A 22,505-nucleotide genomic window follows, 5' to 3' on the forward strand; every position below is an offset into this window, starting at 1 on the left:
GGGCTCAGACCCGGCTCAGCTCGCGATCGCGCCAGGCGGCCCGCCACGAGGTGCGGCCGTTGGTGCGCAGCAGCGAGCCCTCGTAGAGCCGCGCACCGGCCAGCAGCGCGCCGGCGGTCGCGGCGGCCAGCAGCACCAGGGCCACGAGCGGCTCCCAGGCGGCGGCGTCGCCGGTGAACACCCGCACGGGCATCGCGGTGGGGGCGGACAGCGGGACGTACGACAGGACCCGCATCACCGCGGCGTTGTCCCGCAGGAACATGACCGCGAAGAACGGCAGCATCACCGCCAGCTGCACCGGCATGCCCGCGTTGCCGACGTCCTCGAGCCGGTTGACCAGGGCACCCACGGCCGCCCACAGCGAGGCCAGCATGACGAAGCCGAGCACGAAGAACGGGATGAACCAGGTCATCGCCGGGCCGATCAGCGGCAGCAGGCTGGTGGCGTCGTCGGTGAACTGGGCGCCGGCCACGCTCACCGCCGAGATCAGCGCGACCTGCGCGAGGGCCAGGATGCCGCCGGCGGCGACCTTGCCGATGAGCAGCGCCCGCACCGGGACCGCGGCGACCAGGATCTCCACCATTCTGGTCTGTTTCTCCTCGGCCACGCTCTGCGCGATCTGGATGCCGAAGGTCAGCGACGTGAAGAAGAAGACCAGCGCGAACATGAACGGCACGAGGAACGACGCCAGTTCGCCGGCCGCAGCAGGATTGAGCAGCCGTACCTCGGGAGCCGTCGACAACGCGTTGACCACGTCGCTCGGGGCGCTCTTCATCGCGAGCACCTCGGGCTTGCCGCCCTTGTCCACGACCGCGGCGTCGGCGTCCCCGTCCCGCACGACCCGCTCCGGGTCGGCGGCGACCTTCACGTGCAGCCCGGCCTCGCGCAGCCGCCCCTCGTACGGGGAGGCCTGGGCCACCGCCACGCTCGACGGCCCGTCCGCGAGCAGGGCCGGCAGCACCGTCGAGACGGCCGCGAAGAGCAGGAAGAACAGGGTGCTGAACAGGAACGTCTTGTCCCGCAGCTTCACCTTCAGCTCGCGCGCGGCGACGAGCCGGACCGCCTCGACCAGGTTCATCGGGTCACCTCTCGGAAGATCTCGGCGAGCGACGGCACGACCGGCCCGAAGGCGCGCACCGGGCCGCGGGACAGGGCGGCGTGCAGGGCCGACTGCTCGTCGGTCGCGGGGTCGAGGTCGAACACGGCGCGGTCCCCGTCGAGGTCGAGCAGCGCGACGCCGTCCTGGTCGCGCAGCCAGCCGGCGTCGCCGTCGACGCGGATCTCGTACCGCGGCTGCGCGAACGAGGCGCGCAGCTCGGACCGCGTGCCGGCGGCCCGGATCTGCCCTGCGGCGATGATGACGAGGTCGTCGCAGAGCCGCTCCACCACGTCGAGCTGGTGGCTGGAGAACAGCACCGGCACCCCCGCCGCGGTGCGCTCCCGCAGCACCCCGACGACCACGTCCACGGCGAGGGGGTCCAGCCCGGAGAACGGCTCGTCGAGCACGAGCAGCACCGGGTCGTGCACCAGCGCGGCGGCGATCTGCGCGCGCTGCTGGTTGCCGAGCGACAGCTGCTGCAACGGGTCGTCCGCCCGCTCCCCGAGCCCGAGCCGATCGAGCAGGTCGGCGGCGTTGCGCCGCACCCGGTCGGCGGACAGGCCGTGCAGCCGGCCGAGGTAGATCAGCTGCTCGCGGACGCTCATCTTGGGGTACAGCCCGCGCTCCTCGGGCATGTAGCCGACCCGCCGCCGGTCGTCCCGGGTCAGCGGGGCCCCGCACCAGCTCACGGTCCCGGAGTCGGCGGCCAGCACCCCGAGGATGATCCGCATGGTGGTCGTCTTGCCGGCCCCGTTGGCCCCGACGAACCCGGTCATCCGCCCGGCCCCGACCTCGAACGTGACATCCGTCAGGACCTGCCGGTCGCCGAAGCGCCGGTTGACCTGCTCAAGTTGCAGCGCGTCGTTCACCCCCTTCACGCTAGGCGGTGTCCGGCGCCCGCGAGTCCGGCGCGAGATCTACCTCCGCCATCCGTCTCGCGACGGACCCGGCGTCACGACCCCCTGCTCATAGGCGTAGACCACGGCGGCCGTGCGGTCGCGCAGCCCCAGCTTGGCGAGGATCCGGCTGACGTGCGTCTTGACCGTAGCCTCGCCGAGGTGCAGCCGCTGCGCGATCTCCGCGTTGGTCGCCCCGCCGGCCAGCTCGACGAGCACCTCCCGCTCCCGCGGCGTGAGCTCCTCCGTCTTCGCGCCCGGGACCGGGGCCTTCGGCCGGGCGAACGCCGCGATGACCCGCCGCGTGATCTCGGGCGCGAGCAGCGCGTCCCCGCGGGCCACCACCCGCACCGCCTCGATCAGCGCCTCGGGCGTGCCGTTCTTGAGCAGGAACCCGCTGGCCCCCGCCTCGAGCGCCGCGAACAGGTAGTCGTCCCGGTCGAACGTGGTGAGGATGAGCACCGCCGGCGCCGGCCCGGCCGCCGTGATCTCCCGCGTCGCCGCCAGCCCGTCGAGCCCGGGCATCTCGACGTCCATCAGCAGCACGTCCGCCTCGGTGCACAGGGCCAGCTCGACCGCCCGCCGCCCGTCGGCCGCCTCCCCGACCACGCGCAGGTCGTCCTCCGTCTCGAGGATGACCCGGAACCCGGTCCGCACGAGCTGATGGTCGTCCGCGAGCAGTACCCGAATCACGGCCCGAGTTTGGCAGACTGGCCCGATGCCCCGACCGCCCGCCCCGCCGTACCGCGGCGAGCCCGAGCACGCCATGTGGCACTACAGCGAGGATCCGTCGCTGTCCCGGTTCGAACCGCACGTCCCCGCCACGAACCCGACCGCCCCGCCGCTCGTCTGGGCCGTCGACACCCGCCACGCCCCGATGTTCTGGTTCCCGCGCGACTGCCCCCGCGGCTGCGTCTGGCCCTCTCCCGCCACGACCCCCGCCGACCGGGAGCGGTTCTTCGGGCAGACGGCCGCCACCCGGCTGCACGTCATGGAGTCGTCGTGGCTGTCCAGGATGCAATCCTGCCGCCTGTACGCGTACGAGCTGCCGCCGGCCACGTTCCGCCCGCACGAGGTCGGCGGCTACTGGGTCTCCGAGGAACCGGTCGAGGCCACCGGCCGCGTGCAGCTCGACGACCTGCTGACCCGGCACGCGGAGGCCGGCTTCGAGCTGCGCGTCACCCCGTCCATCTGGCCCTTCTGGCACCAGGTGACCCGCTCGACCCTGGACTTCAGCGGCTCCCGCCTGCACAACGCCACCCCCGTGCCGGAGCGCCCCGAGCCGTGACGCGTCGCGGCGCCGCTCACGCGGACCGCTGGCGCTGCAGGGGGAAGCGGGCGCGGACGCGGAAGCCCGGGCCCGTGGTGCGGGGTCCGGTCTCCAGCGTGCCGGCGTGGGCGGCGACGCGTTCGCGCATGCCGATCAGGCCGAGGCCGCCGGGCTTGCGGCGGGCCGGGCCGTGGCCGTCGTCGGCGACGTCGAGCTCGAGCTCGTCGGCGTGGTAGCGGATGCGGACGTCGAGCTTGGTGGCGCCGGCGTGTTTCAGGGTGTTGGTCGCGGCCTCCTGGACGATCCGGTAGCCGGCCAGCGAGAGCGACTCGGGGAGGTCGACGGCTTCGCCGTACACCCCGAGGGAAGTTTGCAGACCGGCGTTGCGGACGGAGTCCAGCAGCTCCTGGACCCGCTCCAGGCCGACGGCGGCCTCGGGGGAGTCCTCGGCGCCGCCGGGCTGCAGGCGCAGCAGGCCGAGCATGCGGTGCAGCTCGTCGACGGCGGTGCGGGCGCTCTGCTCGACGGCGGTGAGGGCCTCGCGGGCGCGGGCCGGGTCGCGGTCCAGGACGCGGCGGGCGGCGGAGGCCTGCACCCCCATGACCGACACGTGGTGGGCGACGACGTCGTGCAGCTCGCGGGCGATGCGCAGGCGCTCGTGCAGGACCGTGCGGGCCGACTCCTCCTCCTTGGCCGCCAGCAGCTCCGCGGACTGCTCCTCGACCCGGTGCCGGCGGTACTCGGCGATCCAGGACACCTCGCCGAAGAAGTACGCGAAGCCGAAGATCAGCAGGTTGACCAGGACGCCGTTGACGGCGGCGGCCAGGATCGGGGAGACCGGGCCGTCGGCGCCAGCGAACTCGGCGGCGGACAGGGCGGGCAGGGCGATGAGGTACGACACGCCGAGCCACACGAACATCGCGGCGATGATGCCGCCGCGGATCCAGGCGGCCCGGCGGTGGTCGCGGCCCCACGCGCCGAGGGTGTAGATGGCGGCGAAGAGGGCGCCGGAGGTGAGCTGCTGCTCGGGGGCGTGGCGGATCTGCCCGGCGATGAAGGTGGCCGAGACGAAGATCGCCACGGCGTCGGGCCAGCGGCGGCGCACGCACAGCGGCAGGGTGCCGAGCACGGCCCACATGATCTGCTCGGCCAGCGACGGCGGCCGGCCGAAGGCGAAGTAGCCGAGGCTGCGGGTCAGGGTCAGGCTCAGCAGCGTCACGGCGGTGACGACCACGCCGATGCCGACGTCGATGCGCAGGCGGCGCGCGTCCGGCCTTGCCCGTTGCCAGCCCTCGTGCATGGGGTGGCAGTGTACGGGGTCAGCCGCCGGGCCGGCGCCGGCGCATGTAGTGCTCGATGGCGCCACCTGGATAGGCGTCGGCGACGGCGGACTGCACGGCGTCGCGCAGCCAGTTGGGCAGCACGCCGCCGAGGCTCAGGCCGTTCTCCACCCGCCAGCCCTTCTCGCCGAGCTCGTTGAGCAGGGCGACCTTGCCCGCGATGCGCTGGGAGCGGACGCTGTCGCCGTCGACCACGACGGCGGCCAGGCCGTACTCGAGGGCCCGCTGGTCCCGGTCGGGGTGATTGCGCAGCTTGCGTTGCTCGTCGGACTGGGTGGAGACGAAATAGACGTAGCCGTACTCCCACTGCTCGCTCACTCGCCGAATGCTGCCCGACGGGCGGGGGAGGGGGCGGGCGATGTGCAAGGAAGTCACCCCCGGCGGGTCGGCCGTCCACACGGAAACCGGCGAACGGCCCGACGGGCGAAATATCCGAAATGTAGGGCAATGGGCGCCCGGTATTCCGGTCAAACCGCCGCATAGTGCCGGGCGAACCCGCGGCGACGGCGCGCCGCACCAGGCGGGCCCGCGGCGTGTTTACCAGGCGGGCGCGAGCGCGCGCCAGCACCGCCGCGGCCGTGAGCCCCCGGCGCCTCGCGCTCGCCCTGGCCCCGGGCGCCGTCGCCGTGTGGCGGGGCTACTGGCCGGTGCGACCGGCGCGGCGCGTGGAAACGGACGAATGCCCCGCCCCCTGGAAACCACCGTCGGGCGATAAGTCCGAAAAGTCGTGGCGCGCCAGCGCCCGACTTTTCGCGCCCCGGCGTCACGCTATGCGACGGTCCAGGCGGCTCAGGAGGAGGCGCTGCTGGCGGGCGTAGGCGCGCTGGCCCAGCGCCCGCAGCTGCTCCCGCGTGCGGGCGCCCCGCAGGAAGTGCTCGAGGGGCTCGGTCGAGGTGCCGAGGGCGTCCTCGACCGGCGGGAGCTCCGCGTGCGCCGCCAGCCGGTAGGCGCCGGCCCGTCCGGGCACCGCCTCGATGGGCAGCCCGGCCGCGGTCAGCAGGTCGATGTCCAGGTAGATGGTGCGTACGTCGACGCCGAACCGGCAGGACAGCGCGGCCGCCGAGACCCATGGGCGGGAGCGCAGCTGCAGCAAAATGCCGACGTGGCGGGCGTGCCGGGCGTTCACGCTGTCCTACCTTTACTGGGAAGAGCCGGGACAAGAGCGCAGCAAGCTTGCGCGGTTGCCCTACCTATATTCGGAAGAACCAGGGCAGGAGCGCAGCATGCCCGCCTCCGCTTCGCTCCGGCGGTCATGCTGCTACCAGCAGGGCGGACAGGGCCGAGGCCTGGGTGCGCCAGTCCGGTGGCGAGGCGGGCGAGGCCCACCGGGAGCCGGCCTGGTTCAGCGGATCGCGGATCGCCCACAGGCTCGCGGCCTGCGTGTTGGCGAAGGACTGGAACTGTGTGCCGGCTTCGGCGAGGTACCGCATGAAGATGCCCTTGAATTGTTTCTGGTTGTCGTCGCAGGTCTGCGAGGGGTCGCAGGACTCGGTGAGGACGCCGCCCTGCACGAGCGGCGAGGCGAGCGCGGCGGTGCCGAGACGGCGGGCCGCGTCGGAGTAGGTGGCGTTGCCGGTGGCCCGGTAGAGCTCCATGGCGGCGCCGATGGCCAGGCCCTGGTTGTACGTCCACACGGTCTGCCCGTTGTTCTGGCACGTGCTCGTCAGGCCGTCGTTGACCAGGCCGGACGCGTTGATCAGGCCGCTGGTGCTGAACCAGTTCCAGCCGGTGACCGCCTTGCCCAGCCACGCCGTGTCGCCGGCGATGCGGTTGTGCAGGGCGGCGGTGAGGCGCAGGTACAGCCCGATGGTGACGGCGTTCTTGTAGGTGCGCTCGCGGTCCCACCACACGCCGCCGCCGCAGGTGGACGTGTCCCAGAAGCCGGCGACGTAGTTCGCGATGGTGACGGCCTCGTCGAGGTAGGTCCGGTCGCCGGTGAGGTCGTAGGCGTCGATCCAGGTCAGGCCCCACCAGGCGGTGTCGTCGATCGAGCGGCTGATGAAGTGGCCGTCGACGGCGTCGGAGGAGCGGGCGCCGGCCGGGAAGGCGACCCGGTTGACGTCGAAGGTGCGCCGGACGGCCCAGGCGTACGTCTGGTCGCCCGTCCTGCGCGTGTAGCCGATCAGCGTGCTGAGCGCGACGGCGGAGTTCCACCAGCTGGAGGGCCACCACGACGGGTAGGGGTCGTAGCTGTACATCAGGGCGTCGGCCGCGCCGTGGAGGCGGTCGGCCGACGGGCGGGCCCACGGGGTGCACGCCCCGTTCTGGCCCTCGACGGCCCGGCCGCAGGCGCGCACCGCCCCGCCGTAGAGCAGCGAGGTGGGGTCGGTGGCGTTGAAGCGGGTGGTGCGGCCGCTGGTGGTGCGGCCCAGCGAGGAGCCGCCGGGCCAGCTGGCCCCGCCGTCGAAGGAGCGGTCCAGCCACACCTCGTCGCCGGCCTTGTTGTTCGTGATGGTGCCCCAGGCCAGGCCGGCGGCGTCGAAGTGCAGCGAGATCGAGCGGCCGGACAGGGTCACCGTGCTGACCGGCTGGGCGTCGGTGCCGCCGCTCGCGTTGTCGCAGGTGGCGGTGCAGACCGACGCGCGCACCCAGGCGGTGCAGGCCACGGCGTGGGCGTCGCCGCAGGCGCGGACCATGCCCCGGCGGTGGTGCGAGGGGTCCGAGAGGTTGTACATCAGGGTCCGGGTCCCAGTCCAGGTCGACGGGATGGACGCCTTGCCCAGCAGCCCGTCCCAGGTGGCGCCGCCGTCCCAGGACCGGTCCAGCCACACCGACTCGCCGACCGTGCCGGCGTCGATGCTGCCCCAGGCCATGCCGTCGGCGTCGGACAGGTGCAGCACGATGCGGCGGTTGTTGATGAGCAGGGTGCCGACGGGGAAGGTCTCCTGGCGGGCCAGGGACGGGTCGCGGGTGTCGCAGTACTGGGCGCAGACGGCCGTCGCCGCGGCGGCGGGGGTCGCGCAGACGACGAGTCCGGCGGCGATCAGCAGCAGGGCGGCGAGCAAGCGGTGGATGGCGGCCACGGGAAACTTCCTTTACAGAAAGCGCTCTCACAACGTTGTACGTCGACCCCTGACCCCCGTCAACAGGCAGTCCTCCTGCCAGATGATCCTCAGCCGATCAGTTCGGACTTCGGCTCCGGTCGATGCGGCCGGGGAAGTGGCCGGCGTCGCCGCCGTGCCACTCGCCCCGGCCGATCGTGAACGCGCCGCCGGCGGCCCACGCCGGGCCCGCGGCCACGTCAGCCGTGAGCGCGCCGTCGACGTGGCGCCGAAGCCGTCCGCTGGACGCGTCCCGCACCCCCACGGGACGCGTGCAGCCGTCGGCGCGCGGCGGGAACGGCGACACCGCCCGGGTCGCCGCCGCGTCCGTCTGGCCGGCGGTGGCGGGCGCGGACGCCCGTGCGCCTCCCGCCGCCGCCCACCGTACGGAGGAACTGCTCCGCGGGGCGCCGTCCTGCCCCGCCACCGTGGCGCAGTCCGACGCCACCCGGAGCCGCAGCGGCACCGCGGGACCGGTGCCGCGTTGCCCGCCGCCGGACGACGCGTCGCCGGTGCGTGTCGGCGCCGCGTCGAACTGCGTCGCCGCGACCCGGCTCGTGGCCGGGCCCGCGACGGCGGAGATCCACGGCCCCCGGCCGGGCCGCGAGCCGAGTGAGCGCGCGATCGAGGCCGTGCGGAGTGGGTACTTTCGCGCGTTCACGCCACGTAGCAAACATTTTCCGACGCGAACTGTCAACGACCGTCATGGATTTTCAACGGTACCTGTGTGAAGTTGTTCGTTCCGCGAAAGTTCCACGAGACTTCTGCCAACCATTGACAGATTCAACTTTCGCACAACTCGATGCCTCTGTCTCCTGCCGCGGCGGCTGCTCGGTGCGTCCGGCATCTCCGCGCCCGGGGTAGTGCCGCATGGCCGGGAACCCGCCGGTGGCGCCGCGCTTGTCCTCGTCGTGACCGTCGGTGACGCCGCCGGCCGACCGGCAAGGGGCACCTCCGGGCGTCAACGCCGCCGGGGCGGCCGCACGAGGGGTGTCGCGGACGGCCGGGGCGGCGTGCGCGACCGCGATCGTGATCGATGTCGAGGCCGCTGTGGCGGTGCCGCGGAGAGGTCAGGCCCCTGACCTGCGGTCGTATTGACAAATGTTGACCAAACGTGGATCAGGGACTATGAATGTCCATCGAGAGCGCTCTCCCGTCCTCACCGCCACCGAACGGGAGACACCATGTCCCGACCCCGAAAGGTCGACCGGCTGCTCGCCGGCGCGGGGGCCGCCCTGCTGGGCAGCACCCTCGCGGTCGTGCAGTTCGCGGCCCCCGCCCAGGCCGCCGACCTCAACCTGACCCAATACGTGAACCCCCTCATCGGCACGGACGACAGCAACTCGCCCAACCCGGTCGGCGGCGGCGCCGGCGGTAGCACCTTCCCGGGTGCCACCGTGCCCTTCGGCATGCTCCAGTTCAGCCCGGACACGCCGACCGCGTCCCCGTCGGGCTACCGCGACTCCGACCGCACGATCGAGGAGTTCAGCCTCACCCACTTCAACGGGGCGGGCTGCGGCAACAACGAGGACATCGGGCTGCTGCCGGTCACCGGCGCGCTCGGCTCCTCGCCGGGCTCCTCGTGGTCGAGCTACTCCTCGGCGTACACGAAGACCAACGAGGTGGCCCAGGCCGGCTACTACAAGAACCGGCTCGACAAGTACTCCACCAACGTCGAGGTCACCTCGACCACCCGCACCGGGGTCATGCGGCTGACGTTCCCGTCGTCCACGCAGTCCCGGCTGCTCATCAACACCAGCAAGAGCGCGACGGGCAACCGCAGCGGCAGTATCAGCATCTCCGGCAGCAACGTGACCGGCAACGTCACCGCCGGCGGGTTCTGCGGCTCGTCGAAGACGTACCCGATCTACTTCTCCATCCACTTCGACCGGGCCCCGTCGTCGTTCGGCACCTGGAGCGGCTCGACCATCTCCAACGGCTCGGCGAGCACCAGCGGCACCAACACCGGCGGCTTCGTCACCTGGGACACCTCGTCCAACGCGACCGTCAACGCCCAGATCGGCGTGTCGTTCGTGAGCGTCGCGAACGCCACGGCCAACCTCAACGCCGAGACCGCGGCCTTCGACACCGCGCGGACCAACGCCAACAACGCCTGGAACAGCGCCCTGAACCGCATCCAGGCCACCGGCGGCAGCGCCACCGACCTGCAGAAGTTCTACACGGCGCTGTACCACGTGATGGAGAACCCCAACATCTCCAGCGACGTCAACGGCCAGTACCGCGGCTTCGACAACGCGATCCACACCGCGACGCACAACGTGTACCAGAACTACTCGGGCTGGGACATCTACCGCTCGTGGGCCGCGCTCGTCGCGTTCATCGCCCCGGACATCACCTCCGACATCATGAAGTCGATGGTCCTCGACGGCCAGCAGGGCGGCCTGCTGCCCAAGTGGTCGCAGCAGACCAACGAGGACTTCGTGATGACCGGCGACCCGGGCCCGATCATCGTGGACGAGGCGTACCAGTTCGGCGCGCGCGACTTCGACACGGCCGCCGCGCTGCAGCTGATGAAGAACGCGATCGCCGGCGCCGGCGCGCAGGGCTCGCCGATCCGCGGCCGCGAGGCCGAGTACGAGTCGAAGAAGTACATTCCGGGCGCGCCGTCGGACTCGATGGAGTACTCGGCGTCGGACTTCGCCGTGGCCCAGTTCGCCAAGTCGCTCGGTGACACGACGACGTACAACTCGGCGATGACCCGGGCCCAGTACTGGCGCAACACGTTCAACACCGAGTCGGGCTACATCCACCCGCGCAACAGCGACGGGACGTGGCCGTGGCCGCTCAACCCGGCCCAGGAGAGCCCGTTCACCGAGGGCAACGCCGCGCAGTACACCTGGATGGTCACCTACAACTTCGCCGCGCTCATCAACCTCATGGGCGGCCCGCAGACGGCCAAGCAGCGGCTCGACCACCACTTCACCGAGCTCAACGCCGGCCTGTCCCGCCCGTACTTCTACCTCGGCAACGAGCCCGAGCACGGCGTGCCGTGGGCGTACAACTTCGCCCAGTACCCGGCCGGCGCCTCCTCGGCGGTGCGGCGCGTCATGACCGAGCAGTTCACCACGGGCGCCGGCGGCCTGCCCGGCAACGACGACCTCGGCGCCACCTCGGCGTGGTACGTCTGGTCCGCGATGGGCATGTACCCGGCCACCCCGGGCGCGGACACCCTCGCGATCAACGGCCCGTCGTTCCCGTCGATCCTCGTCCAGCGCTCGGCCGGCAACATCCAGATCAACGGCGGCAGCGCCTCGTCGCAGTACGTGCAGGGCCTGACCCTCAACGGCTCCTCGGTGTCGCACAACTACCTGCGCTACCCGGACCTGGCCGCGGGCGGCACCCTGCAGTACACGATGGGCACCAGCCCGTCGTCCTGGGGCACCGGCGCCGGTGACGTCCCGCCGTCCTTCACCGACGGCGCGACCCAGCCGGCCGCCCCGCCGAACCTGGGCACCAACCTCGCCCAGGGCAAGACCGCCACGGGCTCGGCCAGCTGCGCCGCCGCCGAGTCGGCCGACAAGGCCGTCGACGGCACCCTGATGAACAACAGCAAGTTCTGCACGCAGGCGGCGACCAAGTTCCTGCAGGTCGACCTCGGCTCCAACCAGAGCGTCGGCGCGGTCGTGCTCAAGCACGCCGGCCTCGGCGGCGAGCAGACCGGCTGGAACACCGGCGCGTACACCATCTCGACCAGCACCGACGGCACCAACTGGAGCGTGGCGGCGACGGTCACGGGCAACCGGTCCAGCCGCACCCTCAACCAGTTCACGGCGCGGACCGCCCGCTACGTGAAGCTCGACATCAGCACGCCGGCCAACGACGGCAACGGCGCGGCCCGCATCTACGAGTTCGAGGTGTACGGCGCCGCCACCGGCGGCAACCTCCTGCTCAACAAGCCCGCCACCGCCGACTCCTCCTGCGCCACCACCGAGGGCCCGGAGAAGGCGGTCAACGGCAGCGTCTCCGGCGGCAACTCCGACAAGTGGTGCTCCGGCGGGGCCAGCAAGTGGCTGCAGGTCGACATGGGCGGCTCGAACCACCTGAGCTCCATCGTCGTGCGCCACGCGGGCGCCGGCGGCGAGTCGGCGTCGTGGGACACCCGCGACTTCGACCTGCAGGTGTCCGCCGACGCCAGCACCTGGACCACCGTGGCGTCGGTGCGCGGCAACACCGCGGACGTGACCACCTCGGCGGTCAACGCGACCGGGCGGTACGTGCGGCTGAACGTCATCACGCCGACGCAGACCACGGACACCGCGGCCCGCATCTACGAGATCGAGGCGTACGCCTAACTGGTTCGCCGAAGGGGGCGGCACGGTTCGCCGTGCCGCCCCCTGCGCATCGCGTAGGCGTCACCTGCCGGTAGGAGGCTGCACGCGCCCGTTCGAATATCGAGGAGCGCGTATGTCCCCTGTGAGTCGGCGTACCCTGCTGGGCGCCGCGGCGGCCGGTGGGGCCGCCGCCGGTTCCGGCCTGCTCGGCGCGGCCCAGCTGGCCGCCGCCGCACCCGCGTCCGGTGGGAGCCTGGACCAGGTTCGGCACGTCATCATCTTCATGCAGGAGAACCGGTCGTTCGATCACTACTTCGGCATGCTCCGGGGCGTGCGCGGGTTCGGCGACACGAGCCCGCTGCGGTTCCCGTCCTCCTCCGACGTCTGGCACCAGAAGCGGCTGCTCGGCTCCGTGCTGCTGCCGTGGCGCCTGGACACCACGAAGACCGACGCGCAGCGGGTGACCGACCTGGACCACTCGTGGTCGGGCACGCACAGCGCCTGGAACAGCGGGAAGTACGACAACTGGATCCCCGCGAAGACCGACAAGACGATGGGGTACTACACCCGCGCGGACATCCCGTGGCAGTACGCCCTCGCCGACGCGTTCACGGTGTGCGACCAGTACTTCTGTTCCGTGCAGGGGCCGACGAACCCGAACCGGCTGTACCAGTGGACCGGCACGATCGACCCGAACGGCACCGGCGGTGGGCCGGTGACCGACAACAGCGAGAAGGGGTACAGCTGGACGACGTACCCCGAGCGGCTGCAGGCGGCCGGCGTGAGCTGGAAGGTGTACCAGGAGCAGGACAACTACGACGACAACCCGCTCGCCTGGTTCAACCAGTTCAAGAGCGCGGCCCACGACTCGCAGCTGTGGCTGCGCGGCATGGTCCGGGCCGCCTCCGCGCTCGACGCGTTCAAGGCCGACCTGACGGCGGGCACGCTGCCGCAGGTGTCGTGGATCGTGGCGCCGGCGGCGAAGTCGGAGCACCCGTCGTACCCGCCCGCGTACGGCGCGGACTTCGCCGGGGGCTTCCTGTCCGCGCTCGCCGCGCACCCCGACGTGTGGGCGGGCACCGTGCTGTTCCTGAACTTCGACGAGAACGACGGGTTCTTCGACCACGTCGCGCCGCCGGTGCCGCCGAGCGGCACCGCCGACGAGTTCGTGGGCGGCAAGCCGATCGGCCTCGGCCCGCGGGTGCCGATGACGGTCGTGTCGCCGTGGAGCACCGGCGGGCGGGTGTGCTCGGAGGTGTTCGACCACACGTCGCCGATCCGCTTCGTCGAGCTGTGGACCGGCGTGCGGGAGCCGAACATCTCGGCCTGGCGGCGCACGGTGTGCGGCGACCTCACGTCCGCGCTGAACTTCGCCTCGACGGTGACCACGTTCCCGGGCCTGCCCGACACGAAGGCCCTCGTGGCCGCGGCCGACGGCCAGGACGGGCTGCCGAACGCGAGCGCCCCGTCGAGCTCGACGATGCCGGCGCCGGAGCCGGGCGACCGCCCGGCGAACCCGATCGGGTACCGCTTCGACACGACGTCGTGGACCGATACCAGCACGAACCGCATCTGGTTCAAGGTCGTCAACGCGGGCACCCTCGGCGCCGGCTTCACCGCCTACACGGTGAACTACCGCAGCTACCAGGCGTGGCAGTACACGTGCCCGGCCGGCGGCAGCGCGTCGGACTACTTCAGCGCCCTGACCTACGGCGGCGGCCCGTACGACATCGACCTGCACGGCCCCGACGGCTACCTGCGCGGCTTCACCGGCGACGTGCGCACCTGGACGAACGCGTCGAAGGCGCACCCGGAGGCGTCCGCCGCCGACAACGGCGGCCTGACATTGCGGCTGACCCTGACCAACCAGGGCTCGGCGCCGGCCGTCTTCACCATCGGCCGCAACCTGGCCACCGGCGCCTCGGGCGGCTCGGCCGCCACGGTGACGTCCGCGGCCGGCGGCACCTGGACCGGCACCCTGGCGGCGACCGCGGCGGGTCGCTACGACTACACGGTGACCGCCAACGTCGGCGACGGCTTCGGCCGCCGCTTCGCCGGTCGCCTGTACTCCTGACCGTCCCGGCCCGGCACCGGCGCTCAGCCGTTGGTGCCGGGCCAGTGGCGGCTGCCCAGGGCGATCAGGCGCAGCTGGCGGGTGGCCAGGTCCAGGGTGTCGGCCGCGGCGCCGGGGTCGTCCGCCGGGGCCTCCAACAGGGCGGCGGCGGTCAGCACCATGTGGTTCACGATCAGCTCGGCGAGCATGCGCAGGTCCTGCGGTTGCCAGGCGTCGAGGCGGGCGGCGTGCGGCAGCCGGTAGGTCAGCAGGTCGGTGGCCAGCTCGGCGGCGGACAGGTCGAGCTGCTCGCGGATCGCCCGGCGCACCGCGGCCACGCCGCCGTGGCGTTCCCTGGCGATGAAGCGGAACTGGTCGCGGTGGGTGTGGACCTGGCGGGCCAGGACCTCGAGGGAGCGGCCGATGACGGCGTCGCTGTCGGCGATGCCGTCGCGCACGGCCCGGACCGCCTCGCGCAGGCCGCCCAGGCACTGCTCGACGAGGGCCACGCCGAGGCTCGGCACGTCCGGGAAGTGCCGGTAGAAGGCCGTCGGGACGATGCCCACCTCGCGGGTGATCTCGCGCAGCGGCAGGCTGTCGAGGCTGCGCTCCTCGAGCAGGCGCAGGGCGGTGTCGAGCAGGGCCTGGCGGGTCTGCGCCTTCTGCTGCTGGCGGATATGGGCCACGTCACTCAGTAAACACCTGTGCACCGAGTTGCCGCTCGCCGTACCCTCCGAATGAGTGCACAACTGTCCACTGAAATGAGGGTTGGCTATGGCCATGCTGATCGGGGCGGTGCTGGTCGCGCTGCTCGTCGTCGGGCCGGCCGCGTTGACCGGCCAGCCGGTGCTCCTGGTCGCCGGGGTCGTCGCGGCCGCGGTGGTGCTGCTGCTCGCCCGCCGCTGGGCGGCCCGCCGGCTGGGGGACCGGTGAAGGGGGCCGCCGTGGTCGGTTCCCGCCGGCGGCCCGACGACCGGATCGTCGCGTCGCTGGCGTTCGGGGCGGCGGGGCTGTTCTTCTTCAACGTCGTGTTCGGGCCGCTCGCCGTCGTGCTCGGGTTGTGGGCGCTGCGCCGGCCCGCCGTCACGGGGCGCGGCCGGTTCTTCGCCGGGCTCGGGGTCGTGCTGGGCCTGGCCGACCTCGTCGTGCTCGCCGTCCTGGTGGTCGCGAGCGCGCGCGGCGGTGGCCTGCTCCACGTCCGGGCAGCCTGAAACGCCGTTCCAGCAAACTGTCCACCGCGTCCGGGCGGCCTGAAACACCGTTCTAGCAAAGTGCCCACCGCAGGTCAAGGCCATGTTCGGCATGCGGAGGGATGCCTGTTCGCATTGACGCCCGTCGTCGTCCTGTGCGACCTTGCTTGGGTCCGAAACCACCAGGAGACGGGGGGTAGCGCGGATGATCGGCAGACACCGGCTCTCGCGACGCTCACTCATCGCACGCTCGGCCGTCGTGGCCGCGGGCGCCGCCGGGGCGGCGGCGCTCGTCAACGAAACCGCGGCGCAGGCGGCCCCCAGCGGCGGCAAGGCCCGCGTCGCGCGGGTCGTGCGCCAGACCGGCACCACCGCCGAAGTCAGCGTCGAAGGGACCACCCGGACGGCGCCGCTCTTCGGCTTCCCGGACGGCTGGCGGATGCGCGAGGGCGACCGCGTCCTGCTCACCGCGACCGCCGGCGGCGCGCTCGTCATGCCGCTGGTCGAGCCGATCCGGGGCCGCCTCGAGGGCGGCAGCCAGAGCTCGGCCCGCATCGCCGGCCGGGCCGTCGTGGCCCGTTCGGCCGGGACCATCGAGCAGGGCGCGGACGCCGGCGACTCGGTCGCCTTCTGCGTGCGCAACGACGCCGACGGCACGCTGTCCGCGGTGGCCGTGCGCCCGGCCTCGTCCTTCGCGGTCAACCCCGAGTAGAGGGACGCCGCCCAGCCCACACCGAACGGGGTGCCCATGACCGTGTCCGAACTCGCGCCAACGCTCAGCACCACGACGGCGCCCCGCCGGGGCGTCATGCGGTTCCTCGGCCGCGGCGGCGTGGCGATGGTGGCCGGCCTCGCCGGCATCCTCGCCACCGCCCGCCCGGCCGCCGCCGGACTCGCCTCGCCCTGCTGCCACCTGGCCAGCAACACCAAGTGCGGCGGCAGCTGCGAGAACTACACCTGCCCGTCGGGCAAGTACAAGCGGTACTGGTGGTGCCAGGCCGGCCTCCGCATCATCGGCTGCGGCGAATGCCAGAGCGGCAGCGGTGACTGCTGGTCCGGCGGGACCTACGCCTGCTCCATCTGGTGGGACGACGGTGCCTGCTGAGCGATGGTGATCCTGTCCTGGCTCATCGCCTGTGCCGTGGCGGCGGTCTTCGTCGTCGGCGGGGTCGAGAAGCTCCGGGTGAGGTCCGCGTTCGCGCGGACCTTGTCCGAGCTCGGACTGCCCGCCCCGCTGGTGCCCGTCCTGTCCCTCCTGGTGCCGATCGCCGAACTGGCCACGTCGGCCGGCCTCATGCTCGCCCCGGCCGCCGCCTGGCCGGCCGCCGGCGTGGCCGCCCTCGGCGCCGCGTTCGCGCTCGCCGGGCTGCTCGGGCTGCGCGCCCGCCAGCCGGTCGCCTGCTCGTGCCTGGGCGCGGCCACCAACGCCTACCTGGGCCGCCGCCAGCTCGTGCTGCTGCCCGGCTGGCTCGCCGCGGCCGCGGTGCTGCGCCTCGCCCCGCCGCGCTGGAGCGTGCTGGAGGGGCTGCAACTGCTCGCGCTCGTCGTCGTCGCCTCGTCCTCGCTGCACGCCGTCAAGGTCGTCAAGGCCTGGCGGACGGACTCGGCGTACCGGCGGGCGATCGAGGAATCGTCCGAGGTGCGCGCCGACATGGTCGTCGGCCTGCACACGATCAAGGGGACGTCATGACCATCGCCCTGTCCGCGGCCGTGATCGTGCTCGGCGTGCTCCTGCTGCTCCTGCTGGGTTCGCAGGTCGAGATGTACCGCACGGTCGAGCAACTGCGTGAGTACAGCGGCCTGATCGACCAGCCGGTGCCGCTCGACCTGCCGTCCGAGCGCCTGCCCAGCCGGGTCGGCCTGCCGGCCGCGCTCGACGACGCCGTGCGCGGCGCGGTGCTGCTGCTGTCCGATCGCTGCGGCACGTGCCGCTCGCTCGCCGCCGCGCTCGACGGGGCCGTCAACCCCGACCTGGTGCTCGTGGTGGAGCCGGGGCATGGGGCCGACGGGGCGGGGGAGCTGGCCCTGACGTACCGCCTGGACCCCGACCGCACCGTGGTCGACCGCGACGGCCGGATCGCGAGCGCCCTGGGCATCCGCGTCACGCCCGCCGCGCTCGTCATCGAGCACGGGCGCATCGCCCGGGCCACGACGGTCCCGTCCACCCGCCAGCTCGACATGATTCTCAGCAACCTGCGCGCGGGGCGCTCCCGGGGCGCCCGGGTCGGCAGCGAGGCCGTATGAGCACGGCGCTGGTCCTGCTGGCGCTGACCGCCGGGTTCGCCCAGCTCTTCAGCCCTTGAGGCGTGTCCTTCGTGGGCATGCTGCGGCCGCTGGCCGTCGGTGGCCTGTCCCGCCCTCCTGGTCAGGGGGGTCTCGCCCTCACCGCCCGGGTCCGCGGCGCGGGAGTCCCGACCGCGGCGCTGTGCGGCGGGTTCCTGTTCTCGGCGACCCTCGTCTTCGGCGTGGCCGCGTTCGCCGGGCGGGCGCTCGGGGTGACGCTGCTGCCGCAGCCAGTGCGGCTGGCGGCCGCCCTGGCCTGCTTCGCCGTCCTGCTCGCGCTGGACGTCCTCGCGCTGCGGCGCAAGACGATGTGCCCCGTGACGTTGCGGCGCCAGACGCCGAAGAACCTGGTCCTGCGCTACGGCGAGACCCGCGGCGCGCTGATCTGGGGCCTGGACACGGGGCTGGGCATCACCACGTTCCGGGTCTCGGCGGCGACGTGGGCGCTGCTGGCCCTCGGGCTGTTCGGCGTCGCACCGTGGTGGCAGGGGGCGGCGTACGGCATCGGCTTCACCGCCCCGATCGCCGCGGCCATCCTGCTCGTCCCGCGCCGGCCCGACGGCCCGGACGGCGCCACCCGCGAGCCGCACTGGATCTCGCGGACGCTCACCCGCTACCGCTGGGTCGCCCAGATCTGTGCCCTGATCACGGCCGTGGCCGCCACCACGGCCGCCGTTACGGCCCTCGCGCCGTAACGGCGAAGGCCGGCCGCCCGGATGGGCGGCCGGCCTGGCCAGGGGCTGACCGCTAGCAACGCGCTGCCGGCACGGCTCAGCCGGCCGCGGTGCCCAGGTGGCCCTCGCCGCCGTGGTACTCGGTGCCCTCGGCGAAGGCGGCGTCGAAGCGCTGCTGCAGCGCGTCGAGCTCGCCGAACGAGGCCTGGTGCGCGTTCTCGCTGCCCTCGGCGGCGAAGACGTGGTCGTCGACCGAGCCGCTGTGGCTGTAGCTGGTCTGGTCGTCGGCCTCGTAGTGCACGGCCGGCGCCTGGTCGTACTCGACGTGGGTGCCGTGCTCGTAGTTGGTCGCGGTGTCGGCGTGGTGGTCGTTCTCGTAGACGGACTGCTGGTTGTTGTAGTCCGCCTCGGAGCCGTGGGCCTGGTGCAGCTGGTCCAGGGCGTCGTGCTGCTGGCCGGCCTCGTAGTGGCCGTAGTCCACGTCGCCGTGGCCGCCGTCGTAGCCGCTGCCGTCGGTGACGAATTCGTCGCTCATCTGGCTGTTCTCCCCCTCGGTCGGTGCTGACAAGGAATACGGTACGGGGCCCGCTACCTCCTTGAATCCCCGAAACGTGCCACCGGCGAGGCCCGCACCACGGCTCGGACCAGGTCCTCGAGCCCGGCCCGCGACCGCAGGCCGGGGAAGGCGTCGAGCAGGTCGACCAGCACGTCCAGCACGATCTCGTCCTCCAGCGCGGCCGGGTCGTCCGGCCCGGCCTTGGAGCGGGCGCTCGCCACCCGCGGCGGGTTGACCAGCGCCGCGGCCAGGGCGGGGACGTCGGCCGCGGCGACGTGCGGCGACCACGGCCGGGACTCGCCGAACCGGGTCTCGTCGAACTCGGCGATCTTGTGCTTGACGATGGGGCGGCCGGCGAGGGGCAGGCGGGCGTCGGGCCGCAGGACGACCCCCTCGGCGAGGTTGCCGTCGAGCTCCGGCAGGCCGTGCAGCGCCGGCACCCGGGTCGCGAAGCGCACCGGCACGGCGTCGACCTCCCGGCGCGGGCCCCTGGCCAGCAGCGGTACGACATCCACCCCACCGGCGGCGGCCAGCCCGGCGATCTCGGCGTAGGGGCACAGCACCCCGGGGTCGCCCAGCAGCACGTCGAAGAGCGCGAACCGGATGTCCGGGGCGTACCAGACGCCGGTCTGCACCGCGCTCGCGCCGGGGACCGCCGGGACGTCCGGGTGCGGGTAGTGGCCGCCGTACAGCTCGCCGTACAGGCGCACGACCGGCCCGCCGAGCCGCAGGGCGGCGCGGGCGGTGCGCTCCAGGGCCGGGCGCAGCAGCTGCCAGCCGAAGAAGGGCTCGTCGTCGCGCAGCCACGCCTTGCGCTTGCCGACTCGCAGCGCCGCGCCGTCGTGGGCGATCACCAGCTGCGCGCCGTGCACCTTCTCGGTCGCGATCCACGGGCCGGCGGCGTGCGCCCCGGCGAGCACGGCCGGGATCTTCGGGTACGGCAGGTGATCCACCCGGACATTCTGCCGCGCGCCCGGACGTTGCTCCCGGGCGCGCGGCCGGCCGGCTCAGGCGAAGTCGGGAACCGCCCGGCGGGCGTCCGCGACCCGGTCCTTCGGCTCCTCCCACTCCTCCTGCCGCCCCAGCGCGGTGAGATCGAGCAGCGCATAGGCGCCGCCGAAGTCGTTGCCGCGGGCGTACGTCGAGTAGGTGTGGAAGACGTCGTCGCCGTCGGCCAGGAAGCAGCTCATCCCCGGCAGCTCCGGCGACTCGATCACCGGCAGCGACCGGTAGTTGTACACCGGCGGCTTCACCGACTCGTCGAACGACACGTCGTAGTCGAAGTTGAAGTCGTCGCCGTAGGACGAGTACCACGGCACGAACCAGCCCTTGCGCTGCTGGTAGTCGGCGATCTTGGCGTACGGCGCCCGGGACACCAGCGCGAACGTCGTGTTGCGCGCCTCCAGGTGCCGCAGCAGCGCCGGGGCGACCTCGTCGATCGACGCGGTGCAGCTCGGGCACGCGTCGTCCCAGCTCGGGTCGAACATCACGTGCTGCACGATGAGCTGCTGACGCCCCTCGAACAGCGCGTCCAGCCCCACGTCCCCGGACGGCCCGTGGAACCGGTACGGCTTGTCGACGCGCACCATCGGCAGCCGCCGCCGCTGCGCGTTGAGCCGGTCGAGCAGCCGCCGCGCCTCCTTCTCCTGCGCCAGCAGCTCCCGCCGCGCCTCGAGCCACTCCTCGCGCCCCACGATCTCGGGCAGTGCCATCCCGGCCTCCTCACGTCGTCACAGACAGCTTTCCCCAACAACGACGTTTCAGACGGGCGAAACCAGACGGTCGACGCCGGACGAGTTTTCGTGGCTCCCGCCGCCCCGGCCGGTCATCCGGCCAGGGCGGTCATGATGCGGCCGAACGTCAGGGTCATGCCGCGGCCAGGGCGGCGTAGTGCGGGTTGTACATGACGCCGAGCAGGTTGCCGAAGGGGTCGACGACCGTGGCGGTGACGAAGCCGTGGCCGCGGTCCTGGGCCGGCTCGTGGACGGTCGCGCCCATCGACACCAGGCGGTCGAGGACCTCGGAGACGGAGTCGACGTGCCAGTACAGGACGGCGCCGACCGGCCCCGCCGGGGTGCCCGCGGGGCGGAAGCGGGCGTCGATCAGGCCCAGCTCGGCCTCGCGGTCGCCGAGGCGCCACTCGGCGTAGCCATCGCGCAGGAAGTAGGGCTCGATGCCGGTCAGCTCGGTGTACCAGGCCTTGGCGGCGGCCCAGTCGGCGGCGAAGTAGTTCACGGTGGCCATGCCTCGCAATGTCATGACCGCCACGCTAGAAGCAATTGCGGCACGTTACATTCCTCAAATGCTCGAGACTTCGGTACGCCTGCTCCGGCTCCTCGCCGTGCTGCAGCAGCGCCGGGAGTGGGGCGGGGCCGCGCTGGCCGAGCGCCTCGAGGTGAGTGCGCGGACCGTGCGCAACGACGTCGACCGGCTGCGCAGGCTCGGGTACCGCATCGAGTCCGTGCCGGGGCCAGGCGGCGGGTACCGGCTCGGGCCCGGCAACGCCCTCCCGCCGCTGCTGCTCGACGACGACGAGGCCGTGGCCGTGGCGGTCGGGCTGCGGGCGGCGGCGGCCGGCAGCGTGGCCGGGATCGAGGACGCCTCGCTGCGGGCGCTGACCAAGCTGGAGCGGACCCTGCCGGGGCGGCTGCGGCCGCGGGTCGACGCGCTGCGGTCGGCGACGGTCTCGGCCGCCGGCGGCGGTCCGGCCGTCGACCTGGAGACGCTCACCCGGATCGCGTCGGCCGCCCACGCCCACGAGCGGCTGCGGTTCACCTACGCGGCGCACGACGGGCAGGGCAGCGAGCGCGACGTCGAGCCGCACACCCTCGTCTACACCGGCCGCCGCTGGTACCTGCTCGCCTGGGACACCGGCCGGGACGACTGGCGCACCTTCCGGGCCGACCGGATCAGGCCGCACCCGCCCGGCGCCCATGCGCCCCGGTTCCTGCCGCGGGAGCCGCCCGGCGGCGACGTGGCCGCCCACGTGCTGCGGGGCGTGACCGCGGCCCCCTTCCGCTACAAGGTGCGGATCCGGTTCGCCGCCCCGGCCGCGGTCATCGCCGAGCGCAGCACCCCGACGTCGGGCCGGATCACCGACCTCGGCGCCGAGGGCTGCGAGCTGGCCACGGGTAGCGACTCGCTGCACGACCTGGCGATCTACCTGAGCAAGTTCGACGTGCCCTTCACCGTGCTCGACCCGCCGGAGCTGCGCGAGTTCCTGCACGGGCTGGCCCGGCGCTACCTCAGGGCCTGAACGCCGGGCCGTGGCCGGGGACGATCAGGTCGGCGACGGCCAGCACCCGGGCCCGGCCGGCGTGCAGGGCGTCGATGTCGGCCGCGAGCGGGTCGCCCTCGGAGTCCTCCTTCCACCACAGGTGCGTCAGGGCCACGACCCCCTCGGCCGTGCCGACCAGGGTGGTGATGTCCTCGGCGGTGTGGCCCGGGGTACGGATGAGGCGGATCGACGGCGTCAGCTCGAAGCCCTCCGCCTCGCGGTCCTCCCACACGTCGCCCTGGTAGATCGCCCAGTGGTCGTGGAAGCGGGCATTGGGGAACAGTGCGGCGTTGAGCGTGTGGTCGGGGTGGTGGTGGCTGAACACGACGTCGGTCACCGCCTCCGGCGCCACGCCGAGCTCGCGCAGCGGGCCGAGGATGAGCTCCCGGTCGCGGACCATGCCCGGGTCGGTGACGAGCACGACGTCGCCGTCGCGGACGAGGGCCACGGTGCTGGCGACGGTGTCGCCGACGTAGCCGGCGTGCAGGAGATCGAAGGTGGCCGTTGCGGCGGCCGGGTGGTCGGTCGGCATGG

At 72.9% G+C, this 22,505-nt stretch carries 25 protein-coding genes; 11 read left to right on the plus strand and 14 right to left on the minus strand.

Annotated features, from left to right (window positions below; all coding sequences use genetic code 11):
* Positions 1-4: 4 nt before the first annotated feature.
* Genes ABD352_RS10265 through ABD352_RS10275 form a run of 3 tightly spaced genes read right to left on the minus strand, consistent with a single transcriptional unit; the run spans position 5 to position 2,715 of the window.
* Complete coding sequence (locus ABD352_RS10265; RefSeq protein WP_344612032.1) at positions 5-1,078, minus strand: ABC transporter permease; 1,074 nt, start codon at positions 1,076-1,078, stop codon at positions 5-7.
* Positions 1,075-1,968 (minus strand): ABC transporter ATP-binding protein, encoded by an 894-nt coding sequence (locus tag ABD352_RS10270; protein WP_344612033.1) that lies wholly within the window; start codon positions 1,966-1,968, stop codon positions 1,075-1,077. Before ABD352_RS10270 ends, ABD352_RS10265 begins: the two co-directional genes overlap by 4 nt.
* Before the next feature lie 48 nt (positions 1,969-2,016).
* Positions 2,017-2,715, minus strand: coding sequence for a response regulator (locus ABD352_RS10275; protein WP_425553518.1), 699 nt, complete (start codon positions 2,713-2,715; stop codon positions 2,017-2,019).
* On the opposite strand from ABD352_RS10275, the gene ABD352_RS10280 reads away from it, so the two are divergent.
* Positions 2,714-3,283: a DUF6886 family protein gene (locus tag ABD352_RS10280; RefSeq protein ID WP_344612035.1), complete on the plus strand. Its 570-nt coding sequence runs from the start codon at positions 2,714-2,716 to the stop codon at positions 3,281-3,283. The genes ABD352_RS10275 and ABD352_RS10280 overlap by 2 nt on opposite strands.
* Before the next feature lie 16 nt (positions 3,284-3,299).
* On the opposite strand, the gene ABD352_RS10285 is transcribed toward ABD352_RS10280, so the two are convergent.
* The 5 genes from ABD352_RS10285 to ABD352_RS10305 all read right to left on the minus strand — a co-directional run bounded on the left by ABD352_RS10285 (position 3,300) and on the right by ABD352_RS10305 (position 8,307).
* Positions 3,300-4,565, minus strand: a complete 1,266-nt coding sequence (locus ABD352_RS10285) for a sensor histidine kinase (RefSeq protein ID WP_344612036.1) — start codon at positions 4,563-4,565, stop codon at positions 3,300-3,302.
* A 19-nt stretch (positions 4,566-4,584) separates the two neighbouring features.
* Positions 4,585-4,923, minus strand: a complete 339-nt coding sequence (locus ABD352_RS10290) for a hypothetical protein (protein ID WP_344612037.1) — start codon at positions 4,921-4,923, stop codon at positions 4,585-4,587.
* A gap of 445 nt (positions 4,924-5,368) precedes the next feature.
* On the minus strand, positions 5,369-5,731 hold the full coding sequence (locus ABD352_RS10295; RefSeq protein ID WP_344612038.1) for a helix-turn-helix transcriptional regulator: 363 nt from the start codon (positions 5,729-5,731) through the stop codon (positions 5,369-5,371).
* A 124-nt stretch (positions 5,732-5,855) separates the two neighbouring features.
* Positions 5,856-7,628 (minus strand): glycoside hydrolase family 76 protein, encoded by a 1,773-nt coding sequence (locus ABD352_RS10300; RefSeq protein WP_344612039.1) that lies wholly within the window; start codon positions 7,626-7,628, stop codon positions 5,856-5,858.
* A gap of 97 nt (positions 7,629-7,725) precedes the next feature.
* The gene (locus ABD352_RS10305) at positions 7,726-8,307 is read right to left on the minus strand and encodes a hypothetical protein (RefSeq protein ID WP_344612040.1); all 582 of its coding nucleotides are present in this window, start codon (positions 8,305-8,307) and stop codon (positions 7,726-7,728) included.
* 523 nt (positions 8,308-8,830) lie between these two features.
* On the opposite strand from ABD352_RS10305, the gene ABD352_RS10310 reads away from it, so the two are divergent.
* A complete protein-coding gene (locus ABD352_RS10310; protein ID WP_344612041.1) occupies positions 8,831-11,959 on the plus strand; it encodes a GH92 family glycosyl hydrolase in 3,129 nt (1,042 codons plus the stop codon).
* A gap of 112 nt (positions 11,960-12,071) precedes the next feature.
* Positions 12,072-14,012 carry a phosphocholine-specific phospholipase C gene (locus ABD352_RS10315; RefSeq protein WP_344612042.1) on the plus strand — a complete coding sequence of 647 codons (1,941 nt, stop codon included), beginning with the start codon at positions 12,072-12,074 and terminating at the stop codon, positions 14,010-14,012.
* Positions 14,013-14,035: 23 nt separating this feature from the next.
* Here the strand turns inward: ABD352_RS10315 and ABD352_RS10320 are convergent, their stop codons facing one another.
* Complete coding sequence (locus ABD352_RS10320) at positions 14,036-14,677, minus strand: TetR family transcriptional regulator (protein ID WP_344612043.1); 642 nt, start codon at positions 14,675-14,677, stop codon at positions 14,036-14,038.
* A gap of 88 nt (positions 14,678-14,765) precedes the next feature.
* Here ABD352_RS10320 and ABD352_RS10325 point away from each other — a divergent pair, with 88 nt between their 5' ends.
* From ABD352_RS10325 to ABD352_RS10355, 7 genes are all read left to right on the plus strand, one after another.
* Complete coding sequence (locus ABD352_RS10325) at positions 14,766-14,924, plus strand: hypothetical protein (RefSeq protein ID WP_344612044.1); 159 nt, start codon at positions 14,766-14,768, stop codon at positions 14,922-14,924.
* Positions 14,925-14,935: 11 nt separating this feature from the next.
* A complete protein-coding gene (locus tag ABD352_RS10330) occupies positions 14,936-15,202 on the plus strand; it encodes a hypothetical protein (RefSeq protein WP_344612045.1) in 267 nt (88 codons plus the stop codon).
* A gap of 184 nt (positions 15,203-15,386) precedes the next feature.
* Positions 15,387-15,893, plus strand: coding sequence for a hypothetical protein (locus tag ABD352_RS10335; protein ID WP_344612046.1), 507 nt, complete (start codon positions 15,387-15,389; stop codon positions 15,891-15,893).
* A gap of 36 nt (positions 15,894-15,929) precedes the next feature.
* Positions 15,930-16,286 carry a hypothetical protein gene (locus ABD352_RS10340; protein WP_344612047.1) on the plus strand — a complete coding sequence of 119 codons (357 nt, stop codon included), beginning with the start codon at positions 15,930-15,932 and terminating at the stop codon, positions 16,284-16,286.
* A 3-nt stretch (positions 16,287-16,289) separates the two neighbouring features.
* Positions 16,290-16,871: a MauE/DoxX family redox-associated membrane protein gene (locus ABD352_RS10345; protein ID WP_344612048.1), complete on the plus strand. Its 582-nt coding sequence runs from the start codon at positions 16,290-16,292 to the stop codon at positions 16,869-16,871.
* A complete protein-coding gene (locus ABD352_RS10350; protein WP_344612049.1) occupies positions 16,868-17,425 on the plus strand; it encodes a TlpA family protein disulfide reductase in 558 nt (185 codons plus the stop codon). The genes ABD352_RS10345 and ABD352_RS10350 overlap by 4 nt, the downstream gene beginning before the upstream one ends.
* A 62-nt stretch (positions 17,426-17,487) precedes the next feature.
* Entirely contained in the window at positions 17,488-18,159 is a 672-nt protein-coding gene (locus tag ABD352_RS10355; RefSeq protein WP_344612050.1) for a hypothetical protein, read from the plus strand.
* Between the two features lie 76 nt (positions 18,160-18,235).
* Here ABD352_RS10355 and ABD352_RS10360 read toward each other — a convergent pair whose 3' ends face one another.
* The 4 genes from ABD352_RS10360 to ABD352_RS10375 form a co-directional block, all read right to left on the minus strand.
* Positions 18,236-18,673, minus strand: coding sequence for a hypothetical protein (locus ABD352_RS10360; protein WP_344612051.1), 438 nt, complete (start codon positions 18,671-18,673; stop codon positions 18,236-18,238).
* Between the two features lie 53 nt (positions 18,674-18,726).
* Positions 18,727-19,647, minus strand: coding sequence for an RNA ligase family protein (locus tag ABD352_RS10365; RefSeq protein ID WP_344612052.1), 921 nt, complete (start codon positions 19,645-19,647; stop codon positions 18,727-18,729).
* Positions 19,648-19,701: 54 nt separating this feature from the next.
* Entirely contained in the window at positions 19,702-20,406 is a 705-nt protein-coding gene (locus ABD352_RS10370) for a DUF899 domain-containing protein (RefSeq protein WP_344612053.1), read from the minus strand.
* Between the two features lie 154 nt (positions 20,407-20,560).
* On the minus strand, positions 20,561-20,953 hold the full coding sequence (locus ABD352_RS10375) for a VOC family protein (protein ID WP_344612054.1): 393 nt from the start codon (positions 20,951-20,953) through the stop codon (positions 20,561-20,563).
* A gap of 43 nt (positions 20,954-20,996) precedes the next feature.
* On the opposite strand from ABD352_RS10375, the gene ABD352_RS10380 reads away from it, so the two are divergent.
* The gene (locus ABD352_RS10380) at positions 20,997-21,950 is read left to right on the plus strand and encodes a helix-turn-helix transcriptional regulator (RefSeq protein ID WP_344612055.1); all 954 of its coding nucleotides are present in this window, start codon (positions 20,997-20,999) and stop codon (positions 21,948-21,950) included.
* On the opposite strand, the gene ABD352_RS10385 is transcribed toward ABD352_RS10380, so the two are convergent.
* Positions 21,940-22,503: an MBL fold metallo-hydrolase gene (locus tag ABD352_RS10385; RefSeq protein ID WP_344612056.1), complete on the minus strand. Its 564-nt coding sequence runs from the start codon at positions 22,501-22,503 to the stop codon at positions 21,940-21,942. The two genes, ABD352_RS10380 and ABD352_RS10385, sit on opposite strands and share 11 nt — an antisense overlap.
* Positions 22,504-22,505: the final 2 nt, after the last annotated feature.

The sequence above is a fragment of the Dactylosporangium salmoneum genome, assembly GCF_039532525.1.
Classification (GTDB): Bacteria; Actinomycetota; Actinomycetes; order Mycobacteriales; family Micromonosporaceae; genus Dactylosporangium; species Dactylosporangium salmoneum.

What these genes read in the sequence shown, in the direction of transcription:
- ABD352_RS10380 (WP_344612055.1), top strand. Translation starts at nt 20,997, where the DNA reads ATGCTCGAGACTTCGGTACGCCTGCTCCGGCTCCTCGCCGTGCTGCAG.
- ABD352_RS10285 (WP_344612036.1), bottom strand. Translation starts at nt 4,565, where the DNA reads ATGCACGAGGGCTGGCAACGGGCAAGGCCGGACGCGCGCCGCCTGCGC.
- ABD352_RS10315 (WP_344612042.1), top strand. Translation starts at nt 12,072, where the DNA reads ATGTCCCCTGTGAGTCGGCGTACCCTGCTGGGCGCCGCGGCGGCCGGT.
- ABD352_RS10360 (WP_344612051.1), bottom strand. Translation starts at nt 18,673, where the DNA reads ATGAGCGACGAATTCGTCACCGACGGCAGCGGCTACGACGGCGGCCAC.
- ABD352_RS10280 (WP_344612035.1), top strand. Translation starts at nt 2,714, where the DNA reads ATGCCCCGACCGCCCGCCCCGCCGTACCGCGGCGAGCCCGAGCACGCC.
- ABD352_RS10265 (WP_344612032.1), bottom strand. Translation starts at nt 1,078, where the DNA reads ATGAACCTGGTCGAGGCGGTCCGGCTCGTCGCCGCGCGCGAGCTGAAG.
- ABD352_RS10375 (WP_344612054.1), bottom strand. Translation starts at nt 20,953, where the DNA reads ATGACATTGCGAGGCATGGCCACCGTGAACTACTTCGCCGCCGACTGG.
- ABD352_RS10350 (WP_344612049.1), top strand. Translation starts at nt 16,868, where the DNA reads ATGACCATCGCCCTGTCCGCGGCCGTGATCGTGCTCGGCGTGCTCCTG.
- ABD352_RS10310 (WP_344612041.1), top strand. Translation starts at nt 8,831, where the DNA reads ATGTCCCGACCCCGAAAGGTCGACCGGCTGCTCGCCGGCGCGGGGGCC.
- ABD352_RS10340 (WP_344612047.1), top strand. Translation starts at nt 15,930, where the DNA reads ATGACCGTGTCCGAACTCGCGCCAACGCTCAGCACCACGACGGCGCCC.
- ABD352_RS10335 (WP_344612046.1), top strand. Translation starts at nt 15,387, where the DNA reads ATGATCGGCAGACACCGGCTCTCGCGACGCTCACTCATCGCACGCTCG.
- ABD352_RS10370 (WP_344612053.1), bottom strand. Translation starts at nt 20,406, where the DNA reads ATGGCACTGCCCGAGATCGTGGGGCGCGAGGAGTGGCTCGAGGCGCGG.
- ABD352_RS10345 (WP_344612048.1), top strand. Translation starts at nt 16,290, where the DNA reads ATGGTGATCCTGTCCTGGCTCATCGCCTGTGCCGTGGCGGCGGTCTTC.
- ABD352_RS10385 (WP_344612056.1), bottom strand. Translation starts at nt 22,503, where the DNA reads ATGCCGACCGACCACCCGGCCGCCGCAACGGCCACCTTCGATCTCCTG.
- ABD352_RS10325 (WP_344612044.1), top strand. Translation starts at nt 14,766, where the DNA reads ATGGCCATGCTGATCGGGGCGGTGCTGGTCGCGCTGCTCGTCGTCGGG.